Annotated in this window: 12 protein-coding genes and 1 pseudogene; 10 read left to right on the plus strand and 3 right to left on the minus strand. The window is 64.2% G+C overall.

The genetic code is table 11. The annotated features are described in order from the left end of the window. Positions 1-68: 68 nt before the first annotated feature. Positions 69-740, minus strand: coding sequence for a response regulator transcription factor (locus ACNJYA_RS18550; protein WP_172783645.1), 672 nt, complete (start codon positions 738-740; stop codon positions 69-71). Next, positions 737-2,722, minus strand: coding sequence for a PAS domain-containing sensor histidine kinase (locus ACNJYA_RS18555; RefSeq protein WP_439403357.1), 1,986 nt, complete (start codon positions 2,720-2,722; stop codon positions 737-739). The genes ACNJYA_RS18550 and ACNJYA_RS18555 overlap by 4 nt, the downstream gene beginning before the upstream one ends. A gap of 638 nt (positions 2,723-3,360) precedes the next feature. On the opposite strand from ACNJYA_RS18555, the gene ACNJYA_RS18560 reads away from it, so the two are divergent. From ACNJYA_RS18560 to ACNJYA_RS18570, 3 genes are read left to right on the plus strand one after another with little or no spacing between them, the layout of a single operon-like run. After that, positions 3,361-3,759, plus strand: coding sequence for a hypothetical protein (locus ACNJYA_RS18560; protein WP_271506594.1), 399 nt, complete (start codon positions 3,361-3,363; stop codon positions 3,757-3,759). Further along, entirely contained in the window at positions 3,756-3,944 is a 189-nt protein-coding gene (locus ACNJYA_RS18565) for a hypothetical protein (protein ID WP_172782859.1), read from the plus strand. Before ACNJYA_RS18560 ends, ACNJYA_RS18565 begins: the two co-directional genes overlap by 4 nt. Beyond that, the gene (locus tag ACNJYA_RS18570; protein ID WP_439403358.1) at positions 3,941-4,303 is read left to right on the plus strand and encodes a hypothetical protein; all 363 of its coding nucleotides are present in this window, start codon (positions 3,941-3,943) and stop codon (positions 4,301-4,303) included. The genes ACNJYA_RS18565 and ACNJYA_RS18570 overlap by 4 nt, the downstream gene beginning before the upstream one ends. Positions 4,304-4,378: 75 nt before the next feature. Here the strand turns inward: ACNJYA_RS18570 and ACNJYA_RS18575 are convergent, their stop codons facing one another. Beyond that, positions 4,379-6,565 carry a lytic transglycosylase domain-containing protein gene (locus ACNJYA_RS18575; protein WP_439403359.1) on the minus strand — a complete coding sequence of 729 codons (2,187 nt, stop codon included), beginning with the start codon at positions 6,563-6,565 and terminating at the stop codon, positions 4,379-4,381. 316 nt (positions 6,566-6,881) lie between these two features. Here ACNJYA_RS18575 and ACNJYA_RS18580 point away from each other — a divergent pair, with 316 nt between their 5' ends. From ACNJYA_RS18580 to ACNJYA_RS18610, 7 genes and pseudogenes are all read left to right on the plus strand, one after another. Continuing rightward, positions 6,882-8,618, plus strand: a complete 1,737-nt coding sequence (locus ACNJYA_RS18580) for an adenylate/guanylate cyclase domain-containing protein (protein WP_439367311.1) — start codon at positions 6,882-6,884, stop codon at positions 8,616-8,618. Between the two features lie 122 nt (positions 8,619-8,740). Continuing rightward, positions 8,741-8,917, plus strand: a complete 177-nt coding sequence (locus ACNJYA_RS18585) for a hypothetical protein (RefSeq protein ID WP_172783651.1) — start codon at positions 8,741-8,743, stop codon at positions 8,915-8,917. 151 nt (positions 8,918-9,068) lie between these two features. Further along, the gene (locus ACNJYA_RS18590) at positions 9,069-9,281 is read left to right on the plus strand and encodes a hypothetical protein (protein ID WP_172783652.1); all 213 of its coding nucleotides are present in this window, start codon (positions 9,069-9,071) and stop codon (positions 9,279-9,281) included. Between the two features lie 190 nt (positions 9,282-9,471). Beyond that, positions 9,472-9,729, plus strand: a complete 258-nt coding sequence (locus tag ACNJYA_RS18595; RefSeq protein ID WP_439367315.1) for a hypothetical protein — start codon at positions 9,472-9,474, stop codon at positions 9,727-9,729. 187 nt (positions 9,730-9,916) lie between these two features. Continuing rightward, a pseudogene (locus tag ACNJYA_RS18600) lies at positions 9,917-10,497 on the plus strand (hypothetical protein). Positions 10,498-10,905: 408 nt separating this feature from the next. Further along, positions 10,906-12,627 (plus strand): dihydroxy-acid dehydratase, encoded by a 1,722-nt coding sequence (gene ilvD / locus ACNJYA_RS18605; protein WP_172783655.1) that lies wholly within the window; start codon positions 10,906-10,908, stop codon positions 12,625-12,627. Continuing rightward, positions 12,614-13,441 (plus strand): tetratricopeptide repeat protein, encoded by an 828-nt coding sequence (locus tag ACNJYA_RS18610; protein ID WP_172783656.1) that lies wholly within the window; start codon positions 12,614-12,616, stop codon positions 13,439-13,441. Before ilvD ends, ACNJYA_RS18610 begins: the two co-directional genes overlap by 14 nt. Positions 13,442-13,526: the final 85 nt, after the last annotated feature.

Here is a 13,526-nt window from a genome sequence, read left to right on the forward strand (position 1 = left end):
TGCCGTCGCCCACGGCTACAACATAAAGGCGTAAGGTGGACCTGCCGGTCACGATTGGAAACTCATACTTAGGTTTGTGCATCGGACTTGTTCGGGCCAATCCCGAGCGCCTCGCTCATTCTCACCAGGTCGGCCAGCGACTTCGCGCCCATTTTCCGCATGATCTGGCCGCGGTAGATTTTAACGGTGATTTCGGCCAATCCGAGCTGGGCGGCCACCTGCTTGTTCATCAGGCCGGACGTCACCAGTGACAATACGTCTCGCTCCCGCGAGGACAGTGACTCGAAGCGTGATCTGACGGTCGAGACCGTCCTGTTGAGGTCGCGGCGCTTGCGGTCTCGCTCGATCGCGGCCTGGACTGCGTCGAGAATGTCCTGATCGCGGACCGGCTTGGTCAAGAAATCGATCGCCCCGCTCTTCATGGCCCGAACCGTCATGGGAATATCGCCGTGACCCGTAATGAAGATGATAGGCGTGTGGATATTTGCCTTGGCAAGATCGGTCTGCAGCTCGAGGCCGCTCGTTCCGGGCAGGCGGATGTCGAGCACCAGGCAGCTTGGGACGTCTGGCGGCTTGGCCTGGAGGAGCTGCGGCGCCGAGCCGAATGCTTCGACCTTGAGACCGACCGACTCGAACAGATTGGTGAGCGCACGGCGCATGGACGCGTCGTCGTCGACGATGAGGACAATGGGCTGATCGCCGTCCTTCTGTGGCGGCGAAGAGTCCGCGCGCTCGGTCACGATGCTTCCTCTCGATGGAGGGGCAAGGTAATCTGAAAAGTCGCGCCGCGCTCCTGATTTGGCACGGCGTAAAGTCGTCCGCCATGGGCCTCGATGATCGATCGACAGATCGACAGACCCATGCCCATGCCGGAGGACTTCGTGGTAAAGAACGGCGTGAACAGGCGGTCCATCGCCTGTTCGCTGATGCCGACTCCGCGGTCGGAAACGCTCATTTGCATCGCGCCATCGCCGCTCGCCTCTGAACGGATCGCCAGCTCGCGCGGGCGATCGTGGACGTCTCCCATGGCCTCGATCCCGTTCATGATGAGGTTGATCAGGACCTGCTGCAATTGAATGCGATCGCCAAAGATCCTCGGCAGCGCCGACGACAGCTCCATGCGGACGGACACGGCGTGGCTGGCCATTTCGCGCTGAACGAGTGCGACGGCCTCCCGCACGACCGCATTGGCATCGAGCGGAACCATCTCGATGTCAGACCCCTTGGCGAGCGCCCGAACGTGACGGATCACGTCGCCGGCACGCCTGCCGTCCTCGATGATCCACTCCACGGAGCGGCGGGCCGCTTTGATATCCGGCGGACTGCGCTGTAGCCAGGCGAGGCAGGCGTCGGCGTTTGCGATCACCGCGGCGAGCGGCTGATTGATTTCGTGGGCAATCGAAGCGGTCAGCTCACCCAGTGTCGTGACACGTGTCACATGGGCGAGTTCGGCCTGGGCCTTGCGCAGCGCGTCTTCGGCTTGATTGGCCCGGATGGCCGCGGTCACGTCGGAGCAAACGCCACGGTAGCCCAGGAAAGCGCCGTCGGCGTCGAAGAACGGCTTGCCGCTGGTCCGGACGTAGATTGGCCGTCCATCGCGGTCTCTGCTGCGATACACCAAGTCGCGGAAGGGGACGTGGGCGTCGAGCGCCGCTCGATGTTGCCGCCATTTTTCGGGCTCGAGAGCAGCGTCAGGAGCAATGTCCCAGCGTGTGAGCCCGATCAGGCCCGCGGGGACGGTGTTGGTATCGGAGTGTTCCGATATCTGGGTGACGCGATGGTCTGGGCCGGTTTCCCAGAACCAGTCAGACGCGGTTTCGGCATAATCTCGAAAGCGCTGCTCGCTGTCACGAAGCCTACGCTCCGCCTCTTTGGTCGCCGTGATGTCGGTCACCGATCCGACGAACTCCACGCGACCGTTGGAATCTCGCGTCGCTCGTGCCACCGCTCTAACGTATTTGATGGAACCGTCGGGCATCACCAGCCGGTATTCGTGATCATAGTCTTTCCCTTCGCGCGCCGCCTGGCCCGTCGTCTGCTTCACAGCGAGCCGGTCCTCCGGATGGATCCGCTGAAGCATGAATGGGATCGCGGGCTTCGTCCCCTCTTCGCCTTCGAAGATGCGATAGGTCTCCTTGGACCAGGTGATCTCGCGGGTTGCGGCCTTCCAGCCGAAACTACCGGTGTGGCTCAATTCCTGCGCCTGGGCGAGGTAAGCCTCGCTCTGTCGCAGCGCGTTCTCTGCCTCCTTGCGCTCGGTGATGTTCTCGCAGGCGACAAGCACGATTGGTCCGCCATTGGCCCGCAGCATGGCCTTGGCGTTCTCGCGGACCCATAACATCGAGCCGTCCTTGCGAACCTTCCGGATTTCCCAGGTGTGTGACTGATCAAGGGTCTTGAGGCACAACGCGACACAGGCGCGGACAGTGGCGCGATCTTCCGCGAGGAAGACATCCAGCACGGATCGGCCGATCAACTCGGCCGGCGTGTAGCCCAGCTGCTCGGCGCCGAACGTGTTCACGTTGATCACGGTACCGGCCGGATCGACCATGAAGTACATGACCGGCGTGTGCTCGAAGACCTGCTGCCACTGCTTGACCGCCTCGAGCAAGTCGGCGGCATTGGAATCGGTGCGCGGCTTGGCGGGAACAGTTTGCCTCAGGCAGCCGACGAGGAATTGCGCGGCTGACTTCCCGAACGTCGCTGCCCGGCCAGGCTTCATCGCAGACGCTCCCGGCACTCTCTGCGTGAAGATGAGTAGAGCACGTTGCGGCGAGAGGAGCAATTCCAGCCAAAGTCGGATCGGCGGTCATGACATTCGCCTTTGGACTGTCCGCTCGCCGCCGGGTCCATTGTGGCGCATCAAGGACACCGTGCCGGCCAAGTTTTCACGGTGACCGTGCAGCCGAAGCGTCGTGCGCCGTCTCGTTGAACTCGAGCCGCGTGGGCCCCCCGGTCGAATACGGGGCAAACCTAGGTATAGCTCCTCCATTCCTAGTCATGTCGGCCATTTTACCTCCGTACAATTGAGCGCTTCGTGCCCGGCGGACTAGCCTCTCGACCATCGAGAGTGTCGAAGGGAACAACTGAGAAAAGCGCAAGCAACAGAGGGAGACAACAATGTGCGATATGTCGGTACTTCCTGAGCGTCACCGATCGGAGTCCGAAAGTTGCTCCTCGCTCAGCGGATGTGCAGTTTGCGGCGGCAAGTTTGGCCTGATCCGCTACTACTCCTGGCGCACGGCGCTCTGCTCAAAGAAGTGCGTTGATCGTTTCCGCACGCGAAGCGAACGCGACCGGCAGTGGTTGTTTCGGGCTCAGGTCGCATAAGGCTGCATTGGAGAGCTGATCCGGGAGGCTGTGTCGTTGAACCGCTCATGCAAGCTCTTCTGCTGGATCGTTCTCATCACCCCCATCGCGGCCCTCCAGGCACAGGAGACGGGACACGGTGCTGTTCATCGCCAGCACCCACCTCAGGACCAGGCGCTGCACGAAAAATTCTATTCCACCTGGCACATGCCGGACAACCCGAGCGTCAGTTGTTGCAACAGCGCCGATTGTTATCCGACCGACATCAAGTACATCGAGGGCCAGATCTATGCGCGGCGCCGGGAGGACGGGAGATACATTCTGATCCCACCGCAAAAGGTGGAGCGAAACAGGGATAATCCGGACGGCCGAAACCATCTGTGCGCTCCACCGCCAGCACTGTCTCCGCTCGACAGCGTTTACTGCTTCGCTTTGGGAGGTGCCACATGAGATTCGCGTTCGTGCTGGTCAACGGTCGGACCCCGTTCCGGCAGACCTGGTGCATGCAGTGCTGCGAGCCGATCAGCGGCAGCTATCTGCGCGAGATCGCGACCCGTCTGCCTTACTGCGATCATCAGTGCTACGCGCTGTTCTGCGAGACGCTGGCGAAAGATGGTGTGAGAGCCGCTTCATGAAATTCGTGGTGGTCAATCACGAGCCGCCGTTGCACGCGGCCACGTGCAGCACATGCTCGCGTCCCTTGCGGTCCGGCTATGTCCGCCATGCGCGGACGCAGCGCCGTTACTGCGACGACAATTGTTATCGGCGCGGCGAATTCTCCACGCTGTTCATGCAATGGCCGGTGCCAGGGCGGACAGAACCGGCCCTAGGGAACGTCGAGCTCGCCGCTGGAAGCATGATCGAGATACTGACGGTCATGAGTGCCGTCTGGTGCTGGAGCTGCACGATCAGCGCCTGGACCGTCGCAAGAGCCTTGACCGGCGCATGTTTGGACAGTCGCGATCTGATCACGATGGAAGGAGGTGACACCTAGCTGCGCGACTGCACTCGCGTGGGAGCCGCAGCACCGTATCCTTGCAGGCGTCGCGTCCAGCCCCGGCGGCGTCGATCAGGGAGCGGGTGCTGCGGTCGCCACTGGCGCCGTTGCGCCAGCCTCGTGCGTCACCACGCGCTGGTCGCTCTTGCCGGCGATCATGCCGCTGCCTTCGAATCTTGCGCGGTAGACCAGCACGTTCTCCATCACGCGCTGGACGTAGTTGCGTGTCTCCGACAGCGGGATGCGCTCGACCCAGTCGACCGGATCGACATTGGGATCGCGTGGATCGCCGCGCGCCTGCACCCACTCGCGCACGCGGCCGCGGCCGGCATTGTAGCCGGCGAAGGTCATGATCTGGTTGCCGCGATATTCCGACAGCAGCGCGCTGAGCTCGGCCGCGCCCATCTGGGTGTTGTAGACGGGATCGGACACCATCCTGTCCCAGTCATAGGTCAGGCCGAAGCGCTTGGCGGTGTCGCGGCCGGCTTCCGGCGTCACCTGCATCAGCCCGACCGCGTTGGCCGGCGACTTGTCGCGCTGATCGAACGAGCTCTCGGTGCGCGCCACCGAATAGATCACGCTGGTCTCGATCGCAGGCGCAACCTGCTTGTGCTCGGGAATGCCGATGGTCGGGAAGGCGTAATGGTCGAGCGCGAGCCCGCGCGCCAGCGCGGTCTTGCCGACCTCCAGCATCACGCGCGCATCGTTGCGCCGGCCGGCGAGCTCGGCGAGCGCTTCGAGCGCGGTGACATCGGTGCTCTCCTTGGCGAAATCCTCGGCGTAGTAGAACACCATGTCGCGCTCGCCGATGCCGTAGAGCATGTCGGCGGCGCGCACGCGCTCGTCCGCTAGCTGCGTCTCGGCCGAAGCCAGCACGGGCGAGGGCGGACGCAGCTCGATTTCATCAAGGCCGAGCTTGGCGCGGGCGAGCTGGCCGTAATAGGCGGTCTGATAGCGCGCCGCAGCCCGATAGCTCATGCGCGCATCGGCCGTCGCGCCCATGGCTTCGGCGGCGCGGCCGCGCCAGTAATGGGCCCGGGACAGCGCGATCGGATTGGCGGAGCCTTCGTCGATCGCGACGAAGTGCATCATCGCCGTCCTGGGATCGTTCAGAAAGCGCAGCGCGATCCAGCCGCACATGAAGTGATAGTCGATGCGATAGACTTCCTTCTCCGGCACCGCGGCCATACGCACGACATCATAGGCGGTCCTGGACTTGCCCTGGTCGAGCAGCTTGCGCGCGAGCAGGCGGCGCTCGCGCCACCACGCGTCGGTGTCCTGGGCCGCCATGGTGTCCGGCGCGGCGGCGAGGATCACCTCGGCGGCATCGTCGATGCGGTCCTTCTGCAGGTGCCATTGGGCGCGGCACAGCACGTAGCCGAGATCGCGGCGTGCTTCGGCCGGGACGTCCTCGAGATAGTCCTTCGCCTTGTTGGCCTTGCCGGTGACGCCGGCGCATGCCTTGACGATCGCGAGCGCATCCTCGCCGAGCCGCTTGGCCGCGCGCCGCGCGCCTACATAATCCTTGGCGCCGAGACGCTTGTCCATGCGGGCACGATGATCGTCCGCCGTGAGCAGATCACGGAAGGCTTCGTAAGAATCCTCTTCGCTGCGCTCGGACAATTCCTCCGCGCGCCAGGTATCCCGGACCAGCCGCGCGGCCCTGTCGGTCTCGCCTTCGGCGAGCAGCACGCGCGCGAGCGCAAACTTGCCCTTGGCGCTGGTCGGCCGATCCATCGTGAATTTGTGCACGATGGCCGCGTCGGCCTTCTCCTGCCACAGCCGCGCCTCGGCGCGGCGGCGGAGCAGGGCGCTGCTCGGCCAATCGGGATTGGCCGCGAGGAAGGCGGCGTAGCGCTTGAAGTTCGCGGTGCTCTCGGAATGGCGCAGCATGAACCAGTCGGCGAGCTTCTGTCCCGCGGGATCGGAAATGCGGTCGCGCGCGGCGCTCGCATCCTCGGTCTTGCCCTTGCGCGTCAGATCGATGGCGTTCTTCAGCGCGGCGAGATCGCCGGTCAGCGGCGGCGGCGCCGGCTTGTCCGCGGGCTCGTCGACCGTCTTCGATTTGCGCTTGGCTTCGGCGTGCTTGCCATGACGCGCTTTGCCGGCGGCGGCGTGGCGGTGCTTGCCGGCTTTGGCCTCGTGCGTCTTCTTCAGTGCGGATGATTTGTGATTGCTCTTCGCCGCCAGCTCGGTGGGAAGGAGGGCCATTGCGGCCACGGCAACGACACACGCGAGCGAGCGTAGGCACTGGTTCATTCGATGGTCCCCCCTGCGAAAACCACTACAAACCAAGGTCCGCACATGCGGCTTGCGAATCAAAGCATCGAACGATGCGCCGGCATCGTGTCGCACCCTCAAGCTGTCGCAACAATGCGGCAAAATACGGATTGGAACTCGGGAACTTCCGAAATGGCGTAAGCGGCAGCGGTTTTAACCTTTGTTAACGATTGGGGCTCGCGCGACGATTACGCACGGCGCAGGACGTCACAGCAGCCAGATTGCGCGTGTTCCCTCGGCCAAATCCGGTGTATGAGTTCCCTCGCTTCATCCTTTCAGCGTTTGCCCTGTACCTATGCCGATTTTCAACCAGTCGATCCGGCGCAAGATCGTCGGCATCGCTCTCGGATTGATCGTCCTGATGCTGGTCACCTCGATCCTGTCGATGGTGATGTCCAGCCAGGTCGGCATTTTGCTCGACGAGCTGACCAACCGCTACATCCCCGCCTATAGCCATCTGGCGCGTGCGAACATCCGCTCGCTGGAGCGGGCCCTAGCACTGCGGCGGATGGTGATGAGCAGGATGGAGGCGCCATCGGACGAGCAGGCCTACGCGGCGCGGCTTCGCGACTTCGAGGCGTTGGACCGCAAGTTCGAGGAGGAGGCCGAGGCTGCACGCAAGCTCATCAATGCCATCATCGACGACGTCAGGACGTATTCCGACAATGCCGCGCTGGCACGGCTCGACGTCCGGATCGAAAGCGCCGTCACCGAGCTGCGGCGCGATCTGGACGAGGGCAATGCGAAACTGCTCAAGCAGGTCGAGGCCAAGGATATGACCGCGGCCCGGGACACGCTGGAGCACCTCGACACCCTGCGCGATGTGTTCAATCGGAAGGTCGATGCGATCCGCGCCGACATGCTGACGCAGGTCTATTTCTCGACGTCGCAGGTGATCAGCCGCCAGCATCAGACGATCATTGTTTCGGGGGTCGTGACCTTGCTCGCGGCGATCGTCGGGTTTGCCTTTGCGCTGCTGGTGAGCAGTGGCATCACGCGCCCGGTGCGCCTGCTGCTGGCCGGCGCCCGCGAGGTCGAGGCGGGCCGGTTCGACAAGCCCATCACCGTCTCGACGCAGGACGAGATCGGCGAGCTTGCTGCCGCCTTCAACCGCATGATCGAGCAGCTCAGGCACAACGAGCGCATTCGCGAGACCTTCGGCCGTTACATCGACCCGAAAGTGGTGCAGGGCCTGATCGACCGGCCGGAGGTCGCCATCGACGGCGAGCGCCGGGTGATGACCATCATGTTCTCCGACATGAGCGGCTTCACCTCGATGAGCGAGGGCATGACCCCGCGCGGCCTCGTCAAGGTGATGAACCACTACTTCACCGTGATGTCCGCTCCGATCAGAAACAATCGCGGCATCATCGACAAATATATCGGCGACGCCATCATGTCCTATTGGGGACCTCCCTTCATCGAGGAGGATGAGCAGGGCCTGCTCGCCGGGCTTGCCGCCGTCGAGATGGCCGATCAGGTGCCTGCGCTGCAGAAGCAGCTGCCGGATCTGCTCGGCATCCGCGCCATGCCGGCGCCGTGCGATCTGCGCATCGGCATCGCCACTGGCGAGGTCCTGACCGGCAGCATCGGGTCCGAGCTGATGATGAGCTTCACCGTGATGGGCGATGCCGTGAACCTCGCCTCGCGGCTGGAGGCCGTCAACAAGGTCTACGGCACCCGCATCCTGATCTCGCAGGCGACCGCGGACGGGATCGGATCGCGGCTGGAATTGCGCGAGATCGATCGTCTGGCGGTCGCGGGTCAAAGCGCGCCGCAGGCGATCTTCGAGGTGATGGCGAGAGCGGGCGCATTCACCGAGGCGCAAGTGACGTTGCGCACGCATTATGCTGATGGTCTCGCCGCCTATCGCGGCCGGCGCTTCGACGAGGCGCGCGCCGCCTTCAATGCGGCGCTCGAGGCGGTCCCAGGCGACGGCCCCTCGCGCACGATGCTCATCCGCATCGCGCAGTTTGCGGCCAATCCGCCGGATCCCAATTGGGACGGCGTGTGGCGGCTGGAGCAGAAATAGCGGTGCCTTGCGTCCGGCACGCCGCGCCGGAAAAAAAGATGCTACTCCATAACGATGTTCGCCGTGACCTATTTCCCGGGCTTAGGTTGGATGTCCCTGAGGCGTCTGATGGGGACACGCCGATGACACATCTTGAGGACAGGCTGGAACGGTTCGAGACGCTCACCGCCGAATGCGAGCTGATCGCCAAGCTCGCCACCGAAAGCAGCAAGCGCGAGTTCTATTTGAAGCTCGGGGAGCAGTACCGTCAGCTGGCCGTCGATATCCGGCAGGCGATCGCAACGACGGCTGCGGCCTGAGCCGGGCTGAAATCCGTTCTTAACGTTTGGCGCGCATCCTTGCAGCAAGCGAGTATCGCTGATCGGCGACGCTCGTGGTGGGAAGGCCGGGGTTCGCTGCAATGCAGCGCGTCCCGTGAGTGTGATTTGCCATGCTTGACAGGGCAATCCCATGCGCCTCGCTGCAGTGATCATGTTCGCGCTCATGACGGCGGCCTGCGATCAGGAGCAGGACATCACCGGCTCGACGACGCCGGCCTGTCCGTTGCGCAACTACAGCTACAATCCCCGCGATATGAACCAGTGTGTCAGCGCCTGCAAAACGTGCGACCGCGGCACGACAGTGACCTGCACGACCTCCTGCACCCTCAAGGGGGCTCGCTGAGCGGGGCACTTGCAGGGGATCGCAATCCCGCGACGCCACCGGTGAGCTTCGCAACGCAATCCGCCATCCGACGCTCTGCGGTTGCGCGGAACCGGTAGCGGCCCGAGGCAAGGCCGGCGGTGCTTGGACACCGGAACGATTCACATGGATTAATCATTGAAGGAAGCGGCAGGATTCGGAGTCCGATGGAATGGGTATGCTCGATCCCGGTCGTTTTCTGGTGTCGTGCTCGCATTGCGATGCCTGGCCGATGGCGGCCAATGTGAAGCGGTCGACCTGGTCGGCGTCCCCGCACGAGGTCCGCTTCGTCTGCACGCGCTGCCGACGCGAAGAGACGGCGATCGTTTCGGCCTCCGGCGAATTGACGCCCATCAAGCGCGTCGATGTTCCGCCACGCGACGTCGCAGTCGCCTGGGCCCAGGCGCAACGCTTGCGCGGACGGACCTGATGATTGCGATCGTCGAGTCGTCGGTTGCCGGCTGGCGGCGATAGCTGCGGCCGTCGCAAGCACTTCCACGCACCGAACGTTCCGCCGCCCGGTCGCAGCTACCCGTCAGAGCCGGGCCACGTTTTGATGCCGATGGGGCTGTCACAAGCCCGCAAACGAACTAGAATTGATGGGAAGGAGATCATCCATGGCGCTCAGCATCGTGCCGCCTCACGCGGACCATCTGCGGCTTGATCCGGTGGCACCACGCCTTGCGCCGGTGTTCTGCTTTGCGCTGCTGACCTTGTCATGCGCGCTTGCAAGCTTCGCGCTCGCCTGCGCAACGCCGTTCGCGGCGTTTGCAGTCGTCGCGGCCGGGATGCTGCCATTGCGCAACGCGCAGCTCGTCATCGCCGGTGCCTGGCTCGTGAACCAGGGCATCGGTTTCGGAGCCTTGCACTATCCCGTTGACGGCAACACCATCGCCTGGGGCCTCGTGATCGGCGCCGCAGCGCTCCTGTCCACGCGGCAGCGTCCGCGGTGCTCCGCATGCTGCCGCGGCGCCGCACGCCCCTGATGCTTGCGGTCACGCTCATCGCCGCCTACGCGGCCTATGAGATCGCGCTGCTGGCGGCAACGCCGTTCCTCGGTGGCGAGGACGCGTTCACCGCCGCCGTCGTTGCCCGTCTCGGGCTGACCAGCGCCGCCTGGCTCGCCGGGCTCGTTGCCGCCTGCGAGATCGTCCGTCTGTTCGATCCGTTCGGGCGCAGAGGCGCGATGTCGGCCTGAGCGGCTCGCCTCGTACGGCAGAAGCGCTCCGGCGCGGACGCGAGAGGGGGCAGAGGAGACGACTCACTTGCGCGCATGTCATCGCCGAGCCGGAGCATAGGCGCGCACCACGCATTGCGAAATTAGAGGTTGTAGCTTGCCGTCTGGACGAGAGTATCATGGTAAGCATACCCGTGTCTTCCCGGTAACGATTGTGCTGCCTGTGCAACACCCATCCCGGATTTAACCCTCATAACCGGCGGTTCGCATCGCCGCCGCTTTTTGGCCACACCCGACCATGAATAAAATCGCTCTAAATTTCTAACGGCAACGGCGGTCTTCGAAGGCGACGAGAAAATCCCAAGGTCGATTCAAATCTTGGCTCTGATTTTTCGGGTCTGAAAGGGTTGGCCAGGGAAACTGGTTGCGATGGGCGCGAAGATCGACAAGCAGAGGCTGCCGAGCCGTCACGTGACGGAAGGCCCTGCGCGCGCGCCGCATCGGTCCTATTTCTACGCGATGGGTCTGACCACCGAGCAGATCCACCAGCCCTTCGTCGGCGTCGCCTCGTGCTGGAATGAAGCCGCTCCCTGCAACATCGCCCTGATGCGCCAGGCACAGGCGGTGAAGAAGGGCGTGGCATCGGCCGGCGGTACACCTCGTGAATTCTGCACCATCACCGTGACCGACGGCATCGCCATGGGTCACGACGGCATGCGCTCCTCGTTGCCGTCGCGCGAGTGCATTGCCGATTCGGTCGAGCTGACCGTGCGCGGCCACGCCTATGACGCCCTGGTCGGGCTCGCCGGCTGCGACAAGTCGCTGCCGGGCATGATGATGGCGATGGTCCGCCTCAACGTGCCCTCGATCTTCATCTATGGCGGCTCGATCCTGCCCGGCAATTTCCGCGGGCAGCAGGTCACCGTGCAGGACATGTTCGAGGCTGTCGGCAAGCACTCGGTCGGGGCCATGTCGGACGAGGACCTCGACGAGATCGAGCGCGTCGCTTGCCCCTCGGCCGGTGCCTGTGGCGCGCAGTTCACTGCCAACACCATGGCGACCGTCTCCGAGGCGATCGGGCTGGCGCTGCCGTACTCGGCCGGTGCCCCGGCGCCGTACGAGATCCGCGACGCCTTCTGCATGACCGCGGGCGAGAAGGTGATGGACCTGATTGCCCAGAACATCCGGCCGCGCGACATCGTCACCCGCAAGGCGCTGGAGAATGCCGCCGCCGTGGTCGCGGCGTCCGGCGGCTCGACCAATGCTGCGCTGCACCTGCCGGCGATCGCGCACGAGGTCGGCATCAAGTTCGACCTGTTCGACGTCGCCGAAATCTTCAAAAAGACACCATATGTCGCGGATTTGAAGCCGGGCGGCCGTTATGTCGCCAAAGACATGTTTGAAGTAGGTGGCATCCCGCTTCTGATGAAGACGCTGCTCGACAACGGCTTCCTGCACGGTGATTGCCTTACCGTCACGGGCCGCACGATCGCTGAAAACCTCAAGAGCGTGAAATGGAATCCGCACCAGGACGTGGTGCATCCGGCGGACAAGCCCATCACCGTGACAGGCGGTGTGGTCGGTCTGAAGGGCAATTTGGCGCCAGAAGGTGCGATCGTGAAAGTCGCGGGAATGTCCAACCTCAGGTTTACTGGTCCGGCCAGGTGCTTCGACCGTGAGGAGGACGCGTTCGAGGCGGTCCAGAACCGCACCTATCGCGAAGGCGAAGTCATCGTGATCCGCTACGAGGGGCCGAAGGGCGGTCCCGGCATGCGGGAAATGCTCCAGACCACGGCAGCGCTGACCGGCCAGGGCATGGGCGGCAAGATCGCGCTCATCACCGACGGCCGCTTCTCCGGTGCCACCCGCGGCTTCTGCATCGGCCATGTCGGCCCGGAGGCGGCGGTCGGCGGCCCGATCGGGCTGCTCGAGGACGGCGACATCATCGAGATCGACGCGGTCAATGGGACCCTTGACGTAAAATTGAGCGACGCCGAGCTCGCCCAGCGCAGAACCAAATGGAGCGCCCGCGCGACTAACCACACGTCGGGTGCGCTCTGGAAATATGCTCAGCAGGTTGGACCGGCGATCGGAGGGGCAGTGACCCATCCGGGCGGCGCGCACGAGAAACAGTGCTATGCGGACATTTAGGCGTGCCACAGTTGCGTTTGTGTTGGGGGCGGCTGCGCTGGCCGCGCCGGCGTTCGCCTTCGACGGTGCGCCGGTCAACCCGAAGGACGCCACCATCCCGGTCGTGACGACCTTGCCCGGCGCTGCGGGTGCGGTGCGCACCAAGGTTCCGCCTGCGGTCGCGACCCAGGAAACCTCGCTCAGCGCCTTGCAATATGCTGCCGAGGGCGGCCACCCGATCGCGCAGTGGAAGCTCGGCCGCATGTACGCCAACGGCGACGGGGTCGCCCAGGACGATCTGCGTGCCTTCGAATATTTCAGCCGGATCGCCAACGCGCATGCCGAGGACAGCCCGTCGGCGCCGCAGGCGCAGATCGTGGCCAACGCCTTCGTTGCGCTCGGCCGGTACTATCTGGCCGGCATCCCGAATTCGAAGGTCAAGGCCGATCCGGACCGCGCCCGGGAGATGTTTTCCTATGCCGCATCCTATTTCGGCAATGCGGACGCGCAGTACGACCTCGCTCGTCTGTACCTGAAGACCCCGGACGCCTCGCGCGAGGACTACCGCTATGGCGCGCGCTGGCTTGGCCTCGCCGCGCAGAAGGGCCAGCACCAGGCCCAGGCGCTGCTCGGCCAGATGCTGTTCAACGGCGACCGCCTGCCGCGGCAGGCCGCGCGCGGCCTGATGTGGCTGACGCTGGCGCGCGACAGCGCCGGCGCCGACGAGGTCTGGATCAAGGAAAGCTACAACCGCGCCTTCGCGAAGGCCTCCGACGACGACCGCGCCATGGCCCTGCAAATGCTGGAGCAGTGGGTGCAGGGGCGTCGGGAGTAAGCACGGTCTCGTAGAGCCTGTGAGCCAATTCGTTTTGTTTCGGCTTCGGCATCAAGGGGTGGTATCGCCCCTTGATGGGGGAAGC

The organism is Bradyrhizobium sp. BLXBL-01 (genome assembly GCF_051853025.1).
Lineage (GTDB): Bacteria > Pseudomonadota > Alphaproteobacteria > Rhizobiales > Xanthobacteraceae > Bradyrhizobium.